The sequence below is a fragment of the Acidimicrobiales bacterium genome (assembly GCA_030747595.1).
Lineage (GTDB): Bacteria > Actinomycetota > Acidimicrobiia > Acidimicrobiales > MedAcidi-G1 > UBA9410.
The window spans coordinates 219,336-240,530 of record JASLKK010000001.1; the positions used below are offsets into that span (position 1 = coordinate 219,336).

The following is a 21,195-nucleotide window of genomic DNA, read 5'->3' on the forward strand; positions in this document are numbered from 1 at the left end:
CGAGCCTACCGGTCGGCCCCGTGGCGGCCGGGGGCGCCCCGGCGCACCGGTGGGGCGGGGCGCCGGTGGCTGCCTTCTACGCTGATCGGGATCCTTCGATGAACACCAAGCCACCCACCCCCATCCCGGACTACGAACCGGATTACGAACCGGGCTACCCGCCGGAACCGGAGTCGATGTCCTCGGGCCCGTTCCTGCGCCGGTGCTACGTGCGTCTGTGGCGGGTCGGCTTCCGCTGGTTGTACGCGCTGGATGCCGTGGGGATTTTGTTCGTGGTGGTGGCAGTCACCGTGGCCCGCTTCGGAACCGACTGGCCTGACCCGGGCGAACTGACGGCCGGCATGGTGGCCCTGACGGCGATCCTCCAGGTCACGTTCTACTTCGGCGGGCTATACGAGAAGCAGGCCCGGCTGGGCCATCGGATGTGGTTCGCCAGGGTGGTCGGCCTGACCCTGGTCGCTCTGGCCGTCGGGTTCGTGCTGGTGCTGCCCACCGGCCGCTACGCCGTCCCCCGGGCCAACCTGGCGGCCATTGGCGTGGGCGTGGTGCTGGTGGCCACCGGCACCCGGGTCCTGTCACGCCAGTTGCGGTCCCGACGGTTCGGTCCGCCGAGCGTGCTGCTGGTCGGGTCGACTGACGAGACGGAGCGGGCCGCCGCCCATCTGGGTGAGACCGATCGGACCGCGGTCGTGGTGGCCCGGGTTCCGGTGGGTGCCGGGGTGGCGGCACGGGCCGACGAGCACCGGGCCACCGACGTGGTGTTCGTGGACGATGTGTCCCTGGGTGACGTGATGCCCGAGCCGCTCGCCGCCCTCGACCGTTCGGGTCGGGGCGTGTACCTGCGGGTCACGGCGACCACCGCCCTGCTTGGCCTGCGTGACGTGCGCGAGATCGGCGGTATGCCGTACGTGGCCATCCGTGCCCGGGCTCTTCGCACCCACCAGGTGCGCCTCAAGCGCCTGGTGGAACTGGTCGTGCTGCTGGCGGCCGTCCCGGTGGTGGTGCCGGTGGTGGCCCTTCTCGCCACCTACGTTCGCCTGGTGGCCGGCGGCGGGGTGCTGTACCGCCAGGTGCGGACGGGGCGCCACGGGGAGCCGTTCACGATGGCCAAGTTCCGGACAATGCACCACGACGCCGAGGCCGACGGCACGGCCCGCCTGGCTGTAGCGGACGACGCCCGTGTGGTGCGCGGCTGCCGCTGGCTGCGTCGGACCCGGCTCGACGAGCTACCTCAGCTGTGGCACGTGGTGCAGGGCCGCATGTCCCTCGTCGGACCCCGGCCCGAACGACCCGAGCGGATCCTCGAGTTCGAGGCGGCTCTGCCGGGCTACGGCCGGCGCCACGAGATCGCCCCGGGCATCACCGGCCTGGCCCAGGTGCGGGCCGGCTACCACACCGATCCGGCCTACAAACTGGGCCACGACCTCCAGTACCTGGTCTCGTGGTCGCCGGTGCTGGACCTCCAGATCCTGGCCCGGACGGTGCTGGTGCTGTTCCGACCGGGCAGCTGAGGGCCGACCTGCCAATGTCGGACCAGCCGATGCCCGGTGAGGAAGCTGGTTCTCCGGTGCCCGACGTGGCCGTCGTGCTGCCGGTACGGGACGGGGCGGCCACGCTGGGTGACGCCGTGACGTCGGTGCTGGCCCAGGAGTTCACCGGAACGATCGAGGTCTGCATCGCTGCGGCACCGTCGGCCGACCGGACACGCGAGGTGGCCGACGGACTGGCCGCCGCCGACCCGCGGGTGACGGTGGTGGACAACCCGGCGGGCGTCACGCCGGCCGGACTGAACGCCGCCATCCGGGCCACCTCGGCGCCGGTGGTGGTCCGGGTCGACGGCCACGCTGAACTGTCGCCGGGCTACGTGGCCCGGGCTGTCGAGACGCTGGAGCGAACGGGGGCCGTCAACGTGGGGGGCATCCAGGACCCCCGGGGGACCACGCCACTGGAGGTGGCGGTGGGCCGGGCCATGGCGTCGGGCTTCGGTGCCGGCGACGCCCGCTACCGCCGCGGCGGCCCCGAGGGGCCCGTTGACACCGTGTACCTCGGGGTGTTCCGGCGTGTCGCCCTCGAGGCGGTCGGGTCGTTCGACGAATCGCTGGTTCGCAACCAGGACTACGAGTTGAACTGGCGACTCCGTGAAGCCGGGGGGAAGGTGTGGTTCGACCCGGCGCTACGGGTGGCCTACCGGCCCCGCGGCTCGGTTGCCGGACTGGCCCGCCAGTTCTTCGGCTACGGACGCTGGAAGCGGGTGGTGCTGCGCCGTCACCCGAGGTCGCTCCGGTGGCGGCAGTTGGCCGCTCCGGCAGCCACGGTCGGCGTGGCGGTGGGCCTGGTCGGCGGACTGTGGTGGCTGCCAACTCTGATTCTGCCTGCCGGCTACCTGGCTGTCGTGGCGGGGGCGTCGCTGGTGGTCGGCGACCGTCCGGGCACCATGGCCCGCCTCCTGGTGGCCTTTCCGACCATGCACCTGGCGTGGGGCGCGGGGTTCCTCATCGGGCCGCCCCGCTCGGCGGGACGCAACCGGTCGGTTCAGGACGCCTCGTAGGCAGCCAGTACCTCACCGGTCGGCCCGTCGGCCACGATTCGGCCGCCCTGCAGCCAGATCACCCGGTCACAGGATCGTCGGATCTCTCCCAGGTCGTGGCTGACCAGCAGCACCGTTCCAGAACCCGCCCGATGCTCGTCGAGTCGCCGGGCGCTCTTCTCGCGAAACGCCCGGTCGCCGACGGCCAGTGCCTCGTCGATGAGCAGGATCTCCGGCGAGGTGGCAGTGGCCACCGAGAAGTGCAGTCGGGCCCGCATGCCCGACGAGTAGGTCTCCATCCGCATGTCGATGGCGTCGCCCAACCCGGTGAACTCGACGACCGCTGGAACCAGGTCGTCGACGGCGGCCCTGTCCAGGCCCTGGGCCAGCAGGCCGACCTCGATGTTTCGTCGACCCGTCAACTGGTTGCGCAGCACGGCCTGTACACCCAGGAAGGCCGGAACCGACCTGACCAGGATCTCGCCGGCCGACACGGGCAGGAGGCCGGTGGTGGCCTGCAGAAGGGTGGTCTTGCCCGAGCCGTTGGGGCCGACCACGCCCACGCTCTCGCCCACGTGGACGTCGAACGTTACGCCCCGCACGGCGTGCACCTGCTGGGCAGCCGGACGTTGTCCACGGAGCAGGTCGCGGATGAGGGGGCGGTGCGACCGGATGGTGTAGGTCACCTCGGCGCCCACGCAGCGCAGCGCCAACTCGGTCATCCGGTCCGCCCGTAGGTCTGTTCGCCGGCCCGGAACACGGCGAACCCGGCCACCAGCGCCACCAGCGCCCAGGCCACGGCGGCCGCTGCCTCCACGACGGTGGCCGGTCCGCCGACCATGACCCACCGCCAGGCCGTCACGTAGACGTACATCGGGTTGAGGGCGAACAGGCCCCGCAGAAAGGCGTCGTCCACGTAGTGGTCGACCGAGTAGAGGACGCCCGACACGTAGAACAGCAGGCGGAAGACGAACGGCAGCAGGTTCTCGAGGTCGCGGTACAGGTGGTTGAACCGGGCGGCGGCGAAGCTGGCACCCAAGCTGAACAGGGACTGCAGGGCGAACAGCACGGGCAGGAGCAGCCAGCGGGCGGTCGGTGCGTTGCCGTGGGCCACGACGACGACCAGCATCACCGCGAACACCGGACCGAAGGCGACGGCCTGGCCGACCGAGTTGGACAGCGGCAGAGTGGCCCTAGGGAAGCGCAGGGTCCGGATGAGGCCCATGGACGACACCATTGACCGGGCGCCGTCGCTGATGATCCGCTGGGAGTAGTGGAAGGCGAACACGCCGAGGGTCAGGAAGACCAGATAGCTGTCCACCCCCCGGTCAATGGGCATGATCACGCCGAACACCAGGAAGTAGACGCCTACCTGGAGCAGGGGGTTGAGCACCAGCCATGCGCCGCCCAGCAAGGTGTGGGCGTTCTGGGAACGCAGGTCGTTGAGCGGCACCTGGACGATGTAGTCCCGGCGGGCCCACAGGTCACGCAGGTAGACGCCCAGTGGTGTGGGTCGACCGATCGGGAAGAGCCCGTCGGTGGAGGGTTCGGTGGGGGTGGTCATCGATGGAGGACGTCCCGTCGATCGGGACCGGTGACAGGGTAGGCGGGGGCCCGACCGGGAGTGGTTCACCTTCGGTGGCCTCCGTGTAGCACCATCTGTGTCGATGGAACGCGAAACCACCCCTCACGGAGCACCGGCCGACGGGCCGCTGGTCCACGTGGTGTGGGGAACCAAGGCCGAGGCCATCAAGGTGGCACCGGTGCTGCGCGAACTGGAGAACCGGGGGTTGCCCTACCGGCTGGTCGAGACCGGCCAGCACGGGGCCTACCTCCCCGGTCTGCGCCGTCGCCTCGGCGTGCGAGAACCCGACGTCCGCCTGGGAGGCGACCGGGACGCCGATTCGTTGCCGGCCGCCGTCCGGTGGGCTCTGCGAATGGCAGGTCTGCTGGTCTCCGGCGGTGGCCTGCGAAACCGGGTGTTCGGGGACCGTGGTGGCGTCTGCCTGGTGCACGGCGACACCCCGTCAACCCTGCTGGCCACCCTCATGGCCAGGCGTGCCGGCCTGCCGGTGGTCCACCTGGAGTCCGGGCTGCGGTCGGGCAGCTTCGGGCATCCGTTCCCAGAGGAGGCCATCCGGGTGCTGGTCATGCGTCGGGCCGCCGTGTGCCTGGCCCCCGATGCCCGTTCGGCAGCCAACCTTGCGGCGATGGGCCTCTCGGAGCGCACGGTGGAGACGTCAGGCAACACGGGCCTGGAGGCTCTGCGCGACGCTCTAGGCGACGTGGAACCCGGGTCGGGTCCGGTGGTGGCCACCATGCACCGGGTCGAGAACCTGCACCGCGCCGACCGGTTCGACGGCTTCCTGGACCTGTTGGGTCGGGCCGGGTCGGACGTGACCTTCGCCGTGCACCCGCCCACCGATGGCGTCCTGGCCCGGCGGGGCGGTCGTGCCGCCGTAGAGGCCACCGGTGTGGTCATCACCGACCTGGTGCCCTACGACGAGTTCGTGACCATGCTGGCCGCCGCCCCGTTCGTCATCACCGACGGAGGGTCCATCCAGGAGGAGTGCGCCCGCCTGGGCGTACCCACCCTGCTGTGGCGGGACCGCACCGAGCGGCACGACGGCGTGGGGGACAACGTGCTGGTCAGCCGGTACGACCCGGCCGAGGTGGACGCCTTCCTGGCCGATCCGCAGAAGTGGCGTCGACCTGCCAGGACGGGTGACGAACGGCCGGCCGCCGAGGTGGTCGACGTGCTGGTCCGGATGCTCGACGAGATGCCGGAGGGGAGCTAGCTCCCGGATCGGCCACGGCGTGCCACCACCTCGGCCACCACGGTGACCAGCAGATCCCGGACCAGCAGGACGGCCCGGAACCCTGCCACCAGCAGCACGGCCTCGGCGCCCCAGTCCATGACGGCGACCAGCGTCCCCTCGAACACCCCGAGTCCCTGGGGGGCGAACAGGGCGATGAACCCGGCGCCCCACGACACGCCGAAGGCCCCCACCGTGTCGAGCCAGGCAATCGTCGTCGAGCCGACGACTTCGAGGTAGGCCCAGAACAGGGTGCCGATGGCCAGCCAGTAGCCGACCAGCACGGCGGTCAGGCGTGCCAGCGTGGGGATCCCAGGGACTGCCGCCGCCTCGCCGCCGCGTCGGCGAACCCGGTGGGTCACGAGGCGGCCGATGGTGGCCCCGCCGAGGCCCACGACGGCCACCAGGGCCAGCACGGCGACCACCGCCATCCACGCCGGGGCCTCGCCGGCGGCGGCCAGCAGGACCGTTCCGACGACCACGGCGACCGGTGCACCGAGAGCCAGTTCCAGCCCGCCGGCCGTGGCCGACGCCGGTGCGCTGATCCCGTGGTGCCGCAGCAGTGCGGCCCGTCCCGCCGCGTACCAGATCCCGCCGGGGAGGTAGCGGGCCAGCAGCGCCCGCGCCGAGGCGTGGAGCACCACGTTGTAGCGGGGCGACTGACCCATGGACCGGAGGGCCAGCGTCCAGAAGGCGGCGTTTGGCACCAGCAGGAGGCACGAGGCGGCCACCAGAAGCACCAGTGGGCCCGGTCGCAGTTCGGAGACCAGATCACACAGGGCGTCGTAACGGGTGGCCGTGAGCCAGACAGCCAAGCCGACTACCACCAGCAGCCACAGCGTCCGGAGGACCATTCGGCGCTGCTGGCCGGTCACGAGGCCTCCAAGAGGCCGTCCAGCACGTCGACGTTGCGTCCGGCCAGTGTCCGCAGGCGTTCCACGGCCTCGGGGAGGCGATCACGTCCAGCCAGGACTTTGGCCAGTGTGTCGGCCAACCCGGGTTCCATGGTGTCGGCCCCGGCGGCCAGCACGCACGCTCCCGGGCCCAGGTCGTCCACCAGCGATCGGAGCTTGGGCGAGAAGGGGAGGGCCACCACCGCGGCGCCCCCGGCGGCGGCCAGTACGGCACCGTGGTAGCGCATGGTGGCGACGGCCTCGAGGCGGCCCAGGGTGGCCACCACCCCGTCGAGGCCCGGTTCCAGAACCTGGGCCGGGGTGGCCATCCGTTCGGCCACCTGGCGGTGCACCGGACCGTCGTGGGTGGCGTCGAGGGCCACGAACCGCACAGTCAGGCCGGTAGAGCGGGCGGCGTCGTCGAGAGCGTCGGCCATGGCCTGTGCCTGCTGGTCGGGCCAGCGTGGCGTCCGGCCAAGGGCAGCGGGGCGTAGACGACCGGTCTGGGGGGCTCGAAGGCACACCCCGAGGGCGCCGTCACGTTCCACGTCGGGCGGCTGGGTCAGGAAGGCCAGGTCGGCGGCCCGTACCACCCGCTCGATGCCGAGGGCCCGCAGGGCTTCGGCTGACGGCTCGTCGCGCACGGCGATCGCCGTGTGGTCGACGAGGGCTCGTTGCACCTGGGCTCGGCCCCGGGCGGTGGTCAGCCCGTCGGCCCCCAGCCCGATGCCGGCCCACGGCACGGAGATGCGGCGGGCCGCGTGGATCCGATGCAGGTGGTACGGGAGGTTCCAGATGCCGGTCTCGTCCTGAAGAAGTCCGCCGGGGCCGAACACCAGGGCGTCGGACGTCACCAGGCGTCTCCGCAGGGCCGACGGGCGTAGATGGCCGAAGGCGTCCGGTGGGGTTTCTGCACCGTGGATCGCAGCGGTGGATGCCGGGGCGATCGACGGAGCGGAGACGGCCACGCCCCGGTCGGCGAGGAGCCATCCCATCTGGCGGAACAGCAGCTCGTCGCCGAGGTTCGTCGAGCCGACCCATCCGGCCACGGTCACCCGGTCAGCCACGGTGGTCGACACTATCGTGAGGCGATGCAGCGACCGGGGGCGCGACCGATAGACGACGCCCGAACCCCGTCAGGTTCCACTGAGGGGCTTGGGCTGGTCAACCGGATGCCGGCGCTGCTGGTGGCCGGGGTGGCGGCCTTCCTGGCCGTCACGTGGGCCCGATCGTTCGGCCTGCCACTCGGTGATTCCCACGAGGGCCGTGTGCTGGGCCAGTTCGCCCTCCACGTCCGGAACTTCTGGGAACTGGGCCCCGTCGACTCGTCGTTCGGGGCCGACTGGCGTCCCTTCTCCGACGTGCCCTACACCCACCATCCGCCGCTTCTCACCGGGATCCACCTGCTGGTGTCCAGCGTGATCGGGCAGGGCCTGTGGCAGCTCAAGGCGGTCAGCTACCTGGCTGGGCTGGCCACCGTTCCGGTCCTGGCACTAGTTGGGCGACGCCTGGGATTCGCGGCGATGCCGGTGGCCATAGCCGTCGGCGCTCTGGTGGCCACCCCGTGGTGGTGGATCTACGGGCGCCTCGGACTGGGTTTCCTGCCCAACTTGTTGATGATCGCCACGGTGCTGATGGTCGCCGACCGGCCCACGGCCCCGGGAGCCGATGGTTCGGGCAAAGGCACGGGTACGGGTACGGGTTGGGCGGCGACGGCGTCGCTGGCCGCAGTTGCTGCGTCGTGGCACGGCATGTTCCTGGCCCCGTTGCTCTGGGTGTGGTTGTGGCGTCGCCGAGGCCTGGACCGGGTGGTCGTGGTGGTCGGGGCGGCCATGGCCGCCGGTGCGCTGGTCGTGTTGCTATGGGTCACCCAGGGGGCGGGTTTGGGCGAGTTGGGCGACCACGCCGGGCGTCGCATCGGTGTCGACCGCACGGTCGGCGAGTTCCTGGACCGCCAGTGGACGTTCGCCCGGGGGTTGCTGCCCGGCTGGTATCTGGTGCTGGCTGTTCCCGCTTTGGTTGCCGGCCTGGCCGACCACCGGTCCCGGGCCCTGACCGGGATGCTGGTGGCCATGGTGGTGGCGTTCGCCGTGGTGCCGTCGGACAACGCCTGGATCCACGACTACTGGAATTTCCCGGTCCTGCTGGCCCTGTTCCCGGGGTTTGCCGCCCTGGCCGACCGGGTGTTGGGCGCCCAGGTGCTGGCTGGGCTGGGCCACAGCGTGCAGGTCGCGGCGGTAGCGGTACTGCTCGTCGGGGCGCTCGTGGTGCTGGATGCAGGCAACGGGCATAACCGGACGTTCGTCACGCCGGCCGAGGCAGGGCACCTGCTCGACGCTGTCGGGCCGGCTCCCGGCCAGGAGATCCTCTGGCACACCCCTCAGGTTCCGTGGCCGACCTGGGGATCGGCGGCGTGGGGCCTGTCACCGGGCGCCTTGGCCACCCGGGCCGACGTGGCTACCGTGTCCGATGGTGACCGGGTGGTGCTTCGCCTCGACCGCCTGCCGGCCTTCGTGAACCGGTCGGTGGTCGACGATGCGCTGGCCGTCCGGGCTCCCTACGCAGTGGTGACCGGTGCCGACCTGCGCCGCCACCTGTCCTCCGACTGACGGATCCACCATGGACACCTCCCAGCACACGCCGAGTCCGGTCGGCCGACCATGAACCCCGATGCCGTGTACGGCAACGACTGGCGGTCGCTGGATCCCCCGGAGATTGGCCAGTGGACGCCAACTCAGCGGGTCACCGTGGTGGTGCCCTGCTACCAGGGCCAGGAACCCCTGGCCCTCACGTTCGCCGCGCTGGCCGCCCAGACCTACCCGATGGACCTGCTCGAGGTCGTGGTGGCCGACGACGGGTCCGACCCGCCGATCACCGTGCCGCCGGGTGCGCCGTTCGAGGCCCGGGTGGTGGCCCAGGAGCGGGCAGGGTTCGGCCTGGCCCGGGCCCGCAACACCGGTGCGGCGGCCGCCACCGGATCCATCCTGGTGTTCCTGGACTGCGACATGGTTCCCGAGCCGGACCAGATCGAGGCCCACGCCCGCTGGCACCACCTCGATGACCGCATCCTGACCCTGGGCTTTCGCCACCACGTCGACTTCGACGGGATCACCGAGGCCGACGTGCGGGCCACCGGCCGCATCGAGGAACTGATGGGGGGCCGCAACGTCTCGTCGCCCCAGTGGATCGAGTTCCACATGACCCGCACGAAGGATCTCACGTCGTCTGACACCGACCTGTTCCGCATCGTGACCGGCGGCAACCTCGGCATCTCCAAGGCGTTCCACGACCAGTTGGGAGGGAGCGACGAGTCGTTCACCCAGTGGGGGGCCGAGGACACCGAGTTGGGCTACCGGGCCTTTAACGCCGGGGGCCTGCTGGTGCCCGAGCGTCGGGCCGTTGCCTGGCATCAGGGCGAAGGGGCGGCCCCCGACGCCCGTGAGCAGGCCTCCCAGGTCGAGCAGCGGCACAAGTTGTCCCACCTGATTGCCGAGAAGGGGTTCCGCCGGTCAGTGGCCGGCCGCACGTTCACCGTGCCGTTGGTGACGGTGGCTGTGGATGCCACGGGGCGCGGGTTCGACGACGTGTCCGACCAGGTCGAGAACCTGCTGGGGTCGGACCACCACGACCTGCTGGTCGGGATCCGCGTGCCGTCCGGCCATCCCGAGGAGGTCCGGATCGGACGCGAGTTCGGCCCCGATCCACGGGTGGTGCTGTCCGACGACCTGTCGGCCGACGTGCCGCACGCCGCGGTGCGCCTCGACGTTCCAGCCAGGGTGCGCCTCTGGCGGACCGACGTGGGGTCGATGCTTCGTAGTCTCGACGGTTTGGGTCTGGTGGTCGCCGCGCCCGACGAGGCCCCTGCCCGGGCCGCCGGTGATGGTGCGGCCGTTGCGGGAATGCAGGTCCGCATGGTCCGCAACCGTGCCCTTTGCCGGGCCGTCCACGTCGGAGCCAGGGATCCGTGGGAGACGGCCGGTGAACTGTTCGGTTCGCGTGTGATGGGAGGCGACGCCACAGGGTTGAAGGTGGTCCGTGATCGGTCCACCCGCTCGGCGGTCCCCTTCCGGCCGGTCGACAACCCGCCGTTGGTCGTGCTGGCCGGCAAGGTCCTGCGAAAGTTGGGGGCCGTTCGCTCCCCCCGGGATCTCGCCGTGCTGGTCCGTTGGTTGGTCCGGGGCACCGGCAACGTGGTGCGGAGGGCACGGAAACGCCTGCAGCGGCGCCGTGACGCCCGCCGGTCAGCCCGCCTGCAGCATGTGGCCATGGACGTGCCGTCGTGGGTGCGCCTGGCCGGCGATCCGGGTCACCTGCCCGGCGCCAAACCGGCCACCGCGAAGGTCGACGGGGTAGAGGTCGTGGTGGCCACCCCGGGGGCAACGGTTCCGGAGCCATCCGACGGCGGGTCGAACACCGTCCCGGTGGTTCGACTGGGTGGCTCCTCAGGGCTGGCCGAGGCCGCCCCGATCAACCCGCGACGCTTCAACCCGGCCGGCTTCCTGCCGGTGGGCACCTCGGCGGCCATCGAAGAGCCGCCCGACCTGTCGTGGCCCGAGGACCGGGTGCGGGCCGCCCGGTCCGCCCTGGCGGTGCGTGTCGGGAGGGTCGACGACCTGATGGGTGCGGCACGCCTGTTGGAGCTGACCGCCTCGGGCGTACCGGTGGTGCTCGACGACCGGGCCGGGGCCGACCGCTGGCTGGGCGGTCGCCTGACCGGCCTGGTGGTTGACGTGGACGAGGCCCGTCTGGTCGACCCCACCTACCGGGAGGCCACCAGCGTGGCCCAGCGTCGAGCCACCCACCTGGACCATGCCCTGCCGGTCCGCCTGCGCAGGATCCGGGAGGCGGCCGGCCTGCCCGTGCAACCCGCCCCCACGGTGTCGGTGGTGGCCGCCACCAACCGTCCGGACATGCTGGACCGCATTGTGGCCAACGTGGCCATGCAGGACCACCTGAACCTCGAGTTGGTGATGGCCCTGCACGGCGACGGCTTCCCCGCCGACGGCCCGGTGGTACCCGACGGCCTTCCCCTGACCGTGCTGCGGTTCGGCAAGGACGCTGTGTTCGGCCATGTGCTCAGCGAGGCCTCGGCCGCGGCGTCCGGTGAATGGGTGACGAAATTCGACGACGACGACTGGTACGGCACCGAGCACGTGTCCGACCTGGTGCTGGCCGCCGGCTATTCGGGCGCCGACCTGGTCGGCAAGGGCTCCGAGTTCGTCTACCTCGAGGGGTCCGGCGTGACCATTCGTCGCGGCCTGGGGGCCGGCGAGGCGCCCAGCCACACCCTCAGTGGTGGCACGCTGCTGGTGCGTTCGTCGGTGCTACGAGACGTCGACGGCTGGCGGGGCCTGCCCCGGGGGGTCGATGTGGCGCTCATCGACGACGTGGCTTCGGCGGGAGGGGCCATCTGGCGGACCCACCCGTTCGGTTACCTGCTTCGGCGCACCACCGGTCGCCACACGTGGTCCGTTGACGACGGCTACTTCCTACGTCAGGCGGAGCAGCGGTGGGATGGTCTCGTGCTGGACGTGGCCGGGGTCGTACCGGTCGACTGATCCCCGGTCGACAGAACCAGCGTCAGCGAGGTTCGGTGGGGTTGGTCGGCTCGCCGAAACGGATGACGATGGTTGTGCCGCTCCCGTCGCCCACGGTCACCTCGCCTCCGGATTCCTCGGCGACGCGCCGCACAATGTCCAGTCCGAGGCCGCTGCCGCCGCTTGACGAGCCCCGGTCGAACACGTCGGTCGACGGCAGGCCGTCGCCATGGTCGGCCACGGTGAGCCGGGGTGGGTCGGCTGTCACGGTCACCTCGAAGCCCACCCCGCCCACCGTGTGGGTGAGCACGTTCTGCACCAGGTTGTCCAGGATGGACAGCACTTCGGCGGCCGGCAGGTTGACCAGAACCGGTGAGTCGCTGTGCAGGTCGACGTCAACGGATCGTTGCTGTGCCGAGGCCACCACACGCCAGAATCCCATGCGTTTGCCGACCACCGCCCCAAGGTCGCAGATGGTCGATTCGGCCGATTCGGTGCGTCGCACGTCCTCGATGAGGGCCGTGACCTCGCCTTCCAGGTGAACGATGTCCGAGATCAGGCCGTCACGGGCCGCTGGGTCGGCCACCGAGTCGGCTTGTAGGCGTAGGGCGGCGATTGGGGTGCGAAGCCGGTGTGACAGGTCGGCGATGCGTTCGCGTTCGGCAGCCAGCAGCTCGGACAGGCGTTCCACCAACTGGTTGAAGGCCCGGCCGCTTTCGACCACCTCGGGGGGCCCGGCGGGGGCCACCCGGGCGTTGAGGTCACCGTCTGCCCAGCGGTGGGCGGCGTCGGACAGTTCGCGCACCGGTCGCACGATGGCCACGGCCAGCCGGTCGGCTATCGGGACGGCGCCGATGACCACGATGAGGCCGAGGATGGCCAGGATCAGCCACGAGGTGGCCACGCCCTCGCGGAGGTCCTCGTTGCTGACGAATGCGGTGACGACCAGTCGGGCGCCCGAGGTTTGGAAGGTGACCGGCACGACCGCCAGCACCCCACCGTCGATGCGGGCCACGATGGAGCCGTCTACGGCCAGGTCCAGGACGTTGTCCGGGGTGTGGCCGGTGCCCAGACGGGTGCCGTCGGGCAGGAACACCGCCAGGTCGTCCGAACCGAAGGAGTCGAGCACGAATCCCACGTCGATCGCCCCCGGGTTGCGTGAGGTAGCGCGGGCTGACGCGGCCAGGGCGGTGGCGACGCCGCGGGCGTCGGACTGGGCTGCGGCCAGCGACCGGAGTTCAGCCTGGGTACGTAGCGACAGCCCGAGCGGTACCAGGAACCCGACGACCAGCATGACGGCCAGGGCTACGAATACCCAGGCCAGTCGCCGCCGCATCTAGGAGACCATCCGGGTTCAGGCTTCGGGGGCCTGGAGGCGGACTCCGGCCCCGATGACCGTGTGCAGGTAGCGGACCTCCGACGTGGCGGTCTCCCCCAGCTTCTTTCGCAGGTTGGAGAGGTGGACGTCGACGGTTCTGCCCTCGGTGCCCGCCGGGGCCTTCCACACCGCTGCGTGGAGGTCCTCCTTGGACACCACGGTGCCGTGCCGTGCCGCCAGGTAGGCCAGCATGTCGAACTCCTTGGCGGTGAGCTCCAGCACCGTGTCGCCGAACTTCACCTGGCGGGGGCCGAGCAGGATTTCCAGGTCGCCGACGGTGATCGTGTCCACGGCGTCGGCGCTGCCGCGGCGCAGCAGGGCGGCCATTCGAGCCGACAGTTGGGGGCCGGAAATCGGCTTGACGACGTAATCGTCAGCCCCTTCGGCGAAGGCCGCCAGGATGGTTTCCTCGTCCTCGCGGGCCGTGAGGACGAGGACGGGCAGTTCGGCGACGCTGCGCACCATGCGCAGCAGATCGATGCCGTCCAGGTCGGGGAGGCCAAGGTCCAGTACCAGGGCGTCGGGCTCGTCGGCGGTCAGCGAACGGAGGCCGTCGAGGCCGGTGGCCTCGCTGGAGGCGCTGTGGCCGTCGCGGGCCAGGTGCTCGCAGACCAGTTCGCGGATGCGCTGGTCGTCCTCGATCACCAGAATGTTGGCCATCTTTCCTCCGGTGGGTGCCGTGACCCATTCCTGCCGACGATACTTGCCGTGTCATGCGTCGACTGATGGTTGTGCTTCTGTGGGTTCTGGCGACCGCCGTGGTCATCATCGCCGCCAACGCTGCGGTCCGCCTCGTCGACCAGCAGGTGTTCCCCGAGGGGGCCAGCATCCAGGTGCTGTCGACCACCACCACGACCACGACGACGACCACGACGACAACGCTTCCGCCAGCAACTACTACGACAACGACACTGCCACCTCCGACTACGACCACGACGACTACCACGACGACGACAACGCTTCCGCCAGCAACTACGACGACAACGACGCTGCCACCTCCGACTACGACCACGACCCGTCCGCCCGATCCGCTGGAGGTGGACACAGAATGGATCGAGGGCGGGCGCACCGGCGGTTCGTTCTTCGTCCTGATCCGTGGAACAGGTGGCGTGGCCCCCTACCGGTGGTCGTTGGCGGGCGGCGCGATGCCCACCGGTCTGTCGCTCACCCAGTTGGGCCTGGTACGCGGTGTGCCCACCGAGGCTGGGGAGTTCTCGTTCACGGTGCGCCTCGAAGACGACCGCGGCGAGTCCACGGAGGCGAACTTCACGATGTCGCTGTTCGATCCGTTGACCATCGACACGGCAGTCCTACCGGTGGCCACCGTCGGCTACTCCTACGCCACGACGCTGGAGGCATCGGGCGGGACCGGTCCGTACACGTGGACCGTGGCGACTGATGTGCTGCCCGAAGGCTTGGCCCTCGACCCTGAGGGCGCCATCGTCGGAATCCCCGATGGTTCGGGCATCACGGCCTTCACCGTCCACTTGGAGGATGCCGAGGGCCGTTCGGCGGAACGCGGCTACTCAGTCGAGGTCATCAACTCGCTGGTCATCCTCACCCCGTCGATTCCCGGAGGAACCACCGGCGTCGACTACTCGTTCGCCATGGTCGGCAGTGGGGGCCGGCCGCCGCACGCGTGGAGCGTTTCATCCGGTTCGCTACCGACGGGGCTCGAGATGTCGGTCGACGGCCTCATCACTGGCACACCCACGGTGGCGACCAGCCCGACAGTGGTGGTCCGGGTGGCCGACGTCGACGGACGGGTGGCCGCCTTTCCCTACGTGTTCTCGGTGGTTTCGGGCACGACCCGCCAGGAGGTCGTTGCCCGGGGTGGCACGGTGCTGGTGGACGTCATAGGGAACATGGTGACTCTCGTATCGGCGGATCCTGTCGAGGGGTTCACCGTCTATGTCATCCGTCAGGGTCCGGATCGGGTCCAGGTGCACTTCATTGGGGAGGTTGACGTGTGGCCGTCGTGGGTGATCTGCGAGGGGAGTCCTGATGTCATGTGTCGCTTTGACTGACGACGAGGCCCTGTTGACTGACGACGAGGCCTGATTTTCCGGGATTTCGGCCTGATCCGGGAGACTTTACGGACGCTTTACACCGGTTTGTCGTGGTTGGGATATCGGCGATCACCGCTTGGCGTACCCTTTCTGCGTCGGGATCTTCCTGTTTTGGCGGGTTCCGCGTTGATCTATTAACTACATGGAGGCGAAATGCTTACCAACTTCAGGAAGCGCACCGCACTGCTGCTCAGCGTGGCAGTCGTATGTGCAACCGTGTCCTTGGTGCCCCAGACGGCTTCGGCCGCCGCATGGGCTCCGAGTGTCACGGCTGATCTGCCCGGATCCCTTACGGGATACAGGGCCTGCCCGAACGACTCAGCTCCTGCTGCCGGGTTTACCGACACCACGTCGACCGATGTCGACTGCATCAAGATGTTCGGCATCACCCAGGGCAAGACGGCGACAACCTTTGACCCGTCTGCTTCGGTGACGCGCGAGGAGATGGCGCTGTTCCTGAGCCGCATGTACACCCCGACCGGCCTCGCTGCCGGCACCGGGACGTTCACGGCTTTCACTGACATCACCGGTCTCGCGGCTGGCACCCAGACTGCGATCAACGCGATCGCCGCGTCGGGGATCACCGTTGGCACGTCGGCAGGTACCTACTCGCCGGCTTCCAACGTCACCCGCGAGCAGATGGCCATCTTCTTGAACCGGATGGCTGACCTGCTCAAGGACAACGACGTCGACAACAACGGCACCGCTACTGCTATTGCCGGAACCGTTGCCAACGGCGGGTACAACTACACCGACATTGCTTCGACCAGCCACGAGGGCCTCAGGGCCATCGTCCGGTTGTACGACCTCGGTGTGGCACCTGGCGCCGGCATTGGTGCGACCTACCGGCCGAACGATGACATCACCCGCCTTGAGATGGCGTCGATGATGACCGGTCTGTTGAACCACTCCAGCGCACGTCCGGCTGGTGTCTCGATCCAGACCCCGGCGACGAACGCCGCTGGTACGTCGCTCAACGTGGCTGCTGGCTCTATGGCCACGCAGATCTCGGTGCGTAACGCCGACTTCACGCCGCAGGCCAACACCATTGTTGAGGTCATCAAGCATTCCCAGAGCACGGCGGCCACCGCGGTTGCTGCTCCGGCGTTCCATGCTGTGCTGGGCACCTGCACGACGGCCAACGTCGTTGCATCGGGTACCGAGTGCGTCATCGATGCGGCTGACTACGTGACCAACGCTCTTGGTAACAAGGCCGGCCCGGCGCAGACCCAGGCCGCTTCCAACACCCTGACCTGGGTTGCGTGGACCGGTGGTGACGGTGCGACCTACATCGACGGAACGACCGTTGCCTCCAAGGCAGTGGCTGCTCTTGGTGCTGCCGCTACGGCGGTTGTGCCTGCGACGACGGCAACGTTGACCCACACCGCACGGGCGGGGGCCACGGCCTACGACCTGAGCGCCGACGACGACATCACCGACGCCACTGGTGAGTACACGCCGTTCGGCGAGGCGGTCACGTTGACCATGACGCTGACCGGCGCCACCGCAGCTGCGGTGGTCGACGGCTACTCGGTGACCTTCGCCGAGTCCCGGGTGGATTCGAAGGGCAACGTAGCCATTTCGTCCACCGCGGTGATCACTTCCGGCGGCAAGGCGACCTACACGGTTGCTGGCTGTGCGGACCCGACACCGGCCACCACCGCTGCCACCAACCTTGGCGACTGGTGCAGCTCTGAGGTGACGATCACCATGGCCGGTACCGGTACCGGTGCTGCGACTGGCACCTACCAGCCGCTTGGCTACCAGGGCACGGGCGTTGCCACGGCTGGTCTCACCTCGGGTGGGTACAACACCTCCTGGAGTGATGCTGCTGCGGTGTACACCACGGCTTCGGACGCGTTGGCGATCTCGCAGAACACCGCGGTCGTCTCGACCGCTGGCACGGTTATCGATGCCACTGCGACTGCCTACGACCAGTACGGGCGTGGAATGGCCGGCAAGACCGTCACCTTCGCGGTGGGCGGCGCCGACAAGATCACGGCAACCACGGGTGCTGACGGCACTGCCGTTTACAGCTACGTGGCCTGTACCGCGAACGGTACGTCTGCGGTGAGCACGAACACGGCGGCCGCCGACATGGCGACCATTGCTGCCACGACGCCTGGCGCAGCCGGCGTCAAGGGCACCACCGTGTACTGCGTCACAGCAGGCACCGACGGCGCATACGCCGACACCAATGGCCAGACGGACATCCAGACGATCACCTGGTCGGCTGACCCGACCGCCGGTGACTTCACAGTGACCTGTGGAAGTGCCACGTCGGCAGCTATCCCCGGTGAGTCCACAGCGGCGACCATTCAGACGGCGCTCCGGCTGCTATCTGAGTTGGACGCCATCGCGGTCGTAGAGACCAGCGCAACCGTGCTGACTCTCACGAACCCGATTGTTGATGGTGACATCTGCACGGTGGTCGTGACTGTCACCGTGGCTCATGCCTCTCTCACGGTCGCCACTAACGGCACCGAGACCCAGAAGGGCATACCGAACCAGTCGGTTGACATCATCGAGCACGACGCGGTGGCCAACACGGTCGTCGTTGAGAGGCTCGTTGGTGCTACCACGACGATGCTGCAGTTCGGCTACGACAGCACGGACTCGTTCTCCACGGCAGCGATCGCCTCTGGCGGCGCCACCGAGGCGGAGTTCGAGGCTGCGCTGCATGCCGAGGCTGAGTCCGCCAACGAGGAAATCACCATTTCCTACCGGACGGCTGCTACCACCACAGGTGTCAGCACGTTCGTTGTCGGCTAACGCTGGTAACTAGTTGACCTGATCCAAGGTCGACAGAGAAGGGGCCCCCGGTCTTCGGACCGGGGGCCCCTCTCGTTTTCCCGGGTGGCGTCCCGTCCTGGCAGTCCGTTGTCGACAGCAGGGTTCTTGCAACGTTGCGACCCGGTCCAGCTGACTGGCCGCCCGTCTCGACAACCCTCGAGTAGGGACCGTGGGCCTGCAGCACAGACAGGTTGGTCGGATACGTCGTGGACCCTTCCGGCTCCCGGTCAGGACGTGGCCGCAACCTTCAGGCGGTGCAGGAACGTGAACATCTCGGCCCGGGTCACCATCCCCTCCGGGCAGTAGGTGGTCGTGGAGCACCCGGTCGTCGTCTCCGATGCCAGCAGCCAGTCGATGGCCTCGCCTGCGAATGAGGTTTCGTAAACGTCATCGAAGCCGGCCGTCGGGAAACCGGCCGGCGAGCCTTCTAGGCGCCACAGGAACGCTGCCATCTCCGCCCGGGTCACCGTGCCTTCTGGACAGAACTCGGTCGTGCTGCATCCCAGCGTGATGCCAGCCTCGGCCAGCCAGTCCACGGCCGGCCCGTAGGAGGCACCGGCTGGCACGTCGGAAAACCCGGCGGTGGTCGATGCCGCCGGCAGGTTCCGGAACCGCCACAGGAATCGCGCCATCTCATCGCGGGTGACTGCCACGTCGGGACATGTCAACTCTCCCAACGTCGGGCATCTGTCTGTGATCCCGCCCGTGAACGCCCAGTCGATGGCTACTTCGGCCCAGTGCCCGCGTATTGCCGTGATCGTCGACGGGAGGCTTCCCAACTGGGCCACCCCCCAGCCGTGCTTGTAGTCCGGGTCGTCGGCCCGGCTGGCACGACCGGTAATCCGTTCCTTGACCTGGCTGGGCGACATCTCCGGAGCGGCTCCCAGCATCAGGGCGACCAGTCCGGCCACGTGTGGGGTGGCGTACGAAGTCCCCGTGTTGTCGGCCCCGACCCATAGCGAGGTGGATGTCTCATCAGGGCCCACCACCTCGGGTTTGCGGTCGCCCATGTGGTTTGGCCCCCAGGCGCTGTACGGCTGGAGCCTGCTGGTATCCCAGGCCACTGCGCCCACCGTGATCACGTCGGCCATGTTGCCCGGCACGCTGATGCTGGCTGCCGGGTTGGCATAGGCCAGCGGACCCGTCCCCCAGGTCCGCGTCTCGTACGTGGTCTGGGGTCCTGATCGTCGGACCAATCCGTAGCCGTACCGGTGTGCGGCCCCTGTCTCGTTTGACAGTTCGAGGAGCTCGGTTGCCGGTTCGCCTGAGCCCTGGGGGTTCTCTGTGCACGTGATCAACGTCGGAGGGCCGCCTGTTGGCACGACCTGCATGTCGAACAGGCACAGGTCCAGGTCGGTGGCTGGGTCATTCCAACTCAGCGACACCTCGGCGGTATCACCGTCCTTCAGCAAGAATTCATTCTGTTCGATCCCAGTTCCTGTCACCTCGACCCAACCGTCGCCGTCAACGTCTGTCGTCGTCCCGTTGTGGTGGGTCTCGGCCGAGTTGCCGGCCGCCACCACCCAGGTGATCCCGGCGTCGACCGACGCCTGGATGATGGGTGCCGTCCAGTGGGTGCCGTCCAGCGGGCCGTCGGTCCACTCCATCGAGAAGCTGACCACGTCCACCCCGCTGGACTCGAGCCAAGCCGTCGCCTCGGCAAACCGGTCGTCGGTGAACGTCATGGCCACCAGTGCGGCGCCGGGGGCTACGTCGTGGATGATCTCGGCCATCTGCGTGCCGTGGTCGGTCAACCGGTCGATGATCCCGTCGTCGTCGAATGCGATCTTCGCGACGTCGGCTGGCAGGTCGCCGGCTGGGACGTCGTCGAGGCCGTCGAAGCCGACGTCCAGAATGGCAACCGTGATCCCTGTGCCTGTGTGCCCTGCGGTATGCCACTCTGGGACTCCCAGCCGGTCCAGCCCTTCGGAGGTCGTGGCCGTGGCCTGACGTCCGGTCGGCACCCGATCGCCCGCAAAGCGGTCGACGGTCTTGGCACTGCTTGACGGGACCTGTCGTTCACCACCGGAGGCGTGTGCAACGGTGGCCCACGGGGTCGGTGTGGCCAGCGTCAGGGCTGCCACGACGCCTATGCAGCCGACAAGCGCGGGAAAGGGACGCACGCGGTCACGGTACCGGGAGCCGCTTGACCGGGGGGGAGCGGGGATCAGCCGCACCGTAGACTCCCTACATACGGCGGGTTGCCGCCGCAGTCCTCACGGAGACCCGCCATCGATTCCACTGCCTTCGGGCCCCGCATAGCTGTCTTGGTTCCCTGCCTCGATGAGGAGGCCACCATCGGTGGCGTGGTCGCCGGCTTCCGGTCCGCCCTGCCCAGTTGCACCGTGTACGTCTACGACAACGGCTCCACCGACGACACGGCCCGACGGGCCGCCGAGGCCGGAGCCGTGGTCCGTTCCGAGCCCGTCCCCGGTAAGGGCGCTGTCGTGCGCCGGATGTTTGCCGACGTGGACGCCGACCTGTACGTCATGGCTGACGGCGACGGCACCTACGACGCGGCGCGGGCTACCGAGTTGGTCAAGCGACTCGTCGACGACGATCTCGACATGGTGGTCGGTGCCCGTACCGGGGTCACCGTCGATGCCGGACGAACCGGGCACGCCGTCGGCAACCGCCTGTTCAACGGCCTTTACCGGGCCTTGTTCGGGTCCGGCTTCACCGACATCCTGTCCGGCTACCGGGCCTTCTCCCGGCGGTTCGTGAAGAGCTTCCCCGCCGTGTCCACCGGCTTCGAGGTGGAAACCGAGATGTCGGTCCACGCCTCCCAACTGCGCCTCCCGGTGGCTGAGGTCGACGTCGACTACGGCACCCGGCCCGACGGATCAACCAGCAAACTGCGGACGGTGGCCGACGGCACCAACATCCTGCGGGCCATGCTGGTGCTACTCAAGGACAACCGACCACTGGCCTTCTTTGGCTGGCTGGCCGCTGCCTGCTGGGCCGTTGCGGTGGCCCTCGCCGTGCCACTGGCTGTCACGTATGCCGAGACCGGCCTGGTGCCGCGGCTACCGACCGCCGTGCTGGCCACCGGGCTGACCCTGTTGGGCCTGCTGCTCATCACATCGGGGATGATCATGGACTCAATCGCCCGGGCCCGCCTGGAGGCCAAACGCCTCGCCTACCTGCGCTGGTCAGGCTCCGAATCTGGTGTAAGCCCTTAG

At 69.2% G+C, this 21,195-nt stretch carries 15 protein-coding genes; 8 read left to right on the forward strand and 7 right to left on the reverse strand.

Annotated elements, in window-relative coordinates; all coding sequences use genetic code 11:
- Window positions 1-98: 98 nt before the first annotated feature.
- Window positions 99-1,511, forward strand: coding sequence for an exopolysaccharide biosynthesis polyprenyl glycosylphosphotransferase (locus QF777_00990; GenBank protein ID MDP6910125.1), 1,413 nt, complete (start codon window positions 99-101; stop codon window positions 1,509-1,511).
- A gap of 29 nt (window positions 1,512-1,540) precedes the next feature.
- Window positions 1,541-2,548 carry a glycosyltransferase family 2 protein gene (locus QF777_00995; GenBank protein MDP6910126.1) on the forward strand — a complete coding sequence of 336 codons (1,008 nt, stop codon included), beginning with the start codon at window positions 1,541-1,543 and terminating at the stop codon, window positions 2,546-2,548.
- On the opposite strand, the gene QF777_01000 is transcribed toward QF777_00995, so the two are convergent.
- Both QF777_01000 and QF777_01005 read right to left on the reverse strand, forming a co-directional pair.
- Complete coding sequence (locus QF777_01000; GenBank protein ID MDP6910127.1) at window positions 2,533-3,249, reverse strand: ATP-binding cassette domain-containing protein; 717 nt, start codon at window positions 3,247-3,249, stop codon at window positions 2,533-2,535. The genes QF777_00995 and QF777_01000 overlap by 16 nt on opposite strands.
- A complete protein-coding gene (locus tag QF777_01005; GenBank protein MDP6910128.1) occupies window positions 3,246-4,091 on the reverse strand; it encodes an ABC transporter permease in 846 nt (281 codons plus the stop codon). The genes QF777_01000 and QF777_01005 overlap by 4 nt, the downstream gene beginning before the upstream one ends.
- A gap of 103 nt (window positions 4,092-4,194) precedes the next feature.
- Between QF777_01005 and QF777_01010 the strand changes: the two genes are divergently transcribed.
- Entirely contained in the window at window positions 4,195-5,325 is a 1,131-nt protein-coding gene (locus QF777_01010; protein ID MDP6910129.1) for a UDP-N-acetylglucosamine 2-epimerase, read from the forward strand.
- On the opposite strand, the gene QF777_01015 is transcribed toward QF777_01010, so the two are convergent.
- The gene (locus tag QF777_01015; protein MDP6910130.1) at window positions 5,322-6,218 is read right to left on the reverse strand and encodes a lysylphosphatidylglycerol synthase domain-containing protein; all 897 of its coding nucleotides are present in this window, start codon (window positions 6,216-6,218) and stop codon (window positions 5,322-5,324) included. The genes QF777_01010 and QF777_01015 overlap by 4 nt on opposite strands.
- Entirely contained in the window at window positions 6,215-7,315 is a 1,101-nt protein-coding gene (locus QF777_01020; protein MDP6910131.1) for a polysaccharide pyruvyl transferase family protein, read from the reverse strand. Before QF777_01020 ends, QF777_01015 begins: the two co-directional genes overlap by 4 nt.
- A gap of 12 nt (window positions 7,316-7,327) precedes the next feature.
- Between QF777_01020 and QF777_01025 the strand changes: the two genes are divergently transcribed.
- On the forward strand, window positions 7,328-8,845 hold the full coding sequence (locus QF777_01025; protein ID MDP6910132.1) for a hypothetical protein: 1,518 nt from the start codon (window positions 7,328-7,330) through the stop codon (window positions 8,843-8,845).
- A gap of 51 nt (window positions 8,846-8,896) precedes the next feature.
- Window positions 8,897-11,794, forward strand: a complete 2,898-nt coding sequence (locus QF777_01030) for a glycosyltransferase (protein MDP6910133.1) — start codon at window positions 8,897-8,899, stop codon at window positions 11,792-11,794.
- Window positions 11,795-11,816: 22 nt separating this feature from the next.
- On the opposite strand, the gene QF777_01035 is transcribed toward QF777_01030, so the two are convergent.
- Window positions 11,817-13,109: a HAMP domain-containing sensor histidine kinase gene (locus QF777_01035; protein ID MDP6910134.1), complete on the reverse strand. Its 1,293-nt coding sequence runs from the start codon at window positions 13,107-13,109 to the stop codon at window positions 11,817-11,819.
- 18 nt (window positions 13,110-13,127) lie between these two features.
- Entirely contained in the window at window positions 13,128-13,811 is a 684-nt protein-coding gene (locus tag QF777_01040) for a response regulator transcription factor (protein ID MDP6910135.1), read from the reverse strand.
- A 53-nt stretch (window positions 13,812-13,864) separates the two neighbouring features.
- Between QF777_01040 and QF777_01045 the strand changes: the two genes are divergently transcribed.
- Both QF777_01045 and QF777_01050 read left to right on the forward strand, forming a co-directional pair.
- A complete protein-coding gene (locus QF777_01045) occupies window positions 13,865-15,178 on the forward strand; it encodes an Ig domain-containing protein (protein MDP6910136.1) in 1,314 nt (437 codons plus the stop codon).
- Between the two features lie 195 nt (window positions 15,179-15,373).
- Window positions 15,374-17,992 carry an S-layer homology domain-containing protein gene (locus QF777_01050; protein MDP6910137.1) on the forward strand — a complete coding sequence of 873 codons (2,619 nt, stop codon included), beginning with the start codon at window positions 15,374-15,376 and terminating at the stop codon, window positions 17,990-17,992.
- Window positions 17,993-18,240: 248 nt separating this feature from the next.
- On the opposite strand, the gene QF777_01055 is transcribed toward QF777_01050, so the two are convergent.
- Window positions 18,241-20,136, reverse strand: coding sequence for a S8 family serine peptidase (locus tag QF777_01055; protein ID MDP6910138.1), 1,896 nt, complete (start codon window positions 20,134-20,136; stop codon window positions 18,241-18,243).
- A gap of 144 nt (window positions 20,137-20,280) precedes the next feature.
- Here QF777_01055 and QF777_01060 point away from each other — a divergent pair, with 144 nt between their 5' ends.
- Entirely contained in the window at window positions 20,281-21,195 is a 915-nt protein-coding gene (locus QF777_01060; protein MDP6910139.1) for a glycosyltransferase, read from the forward strand.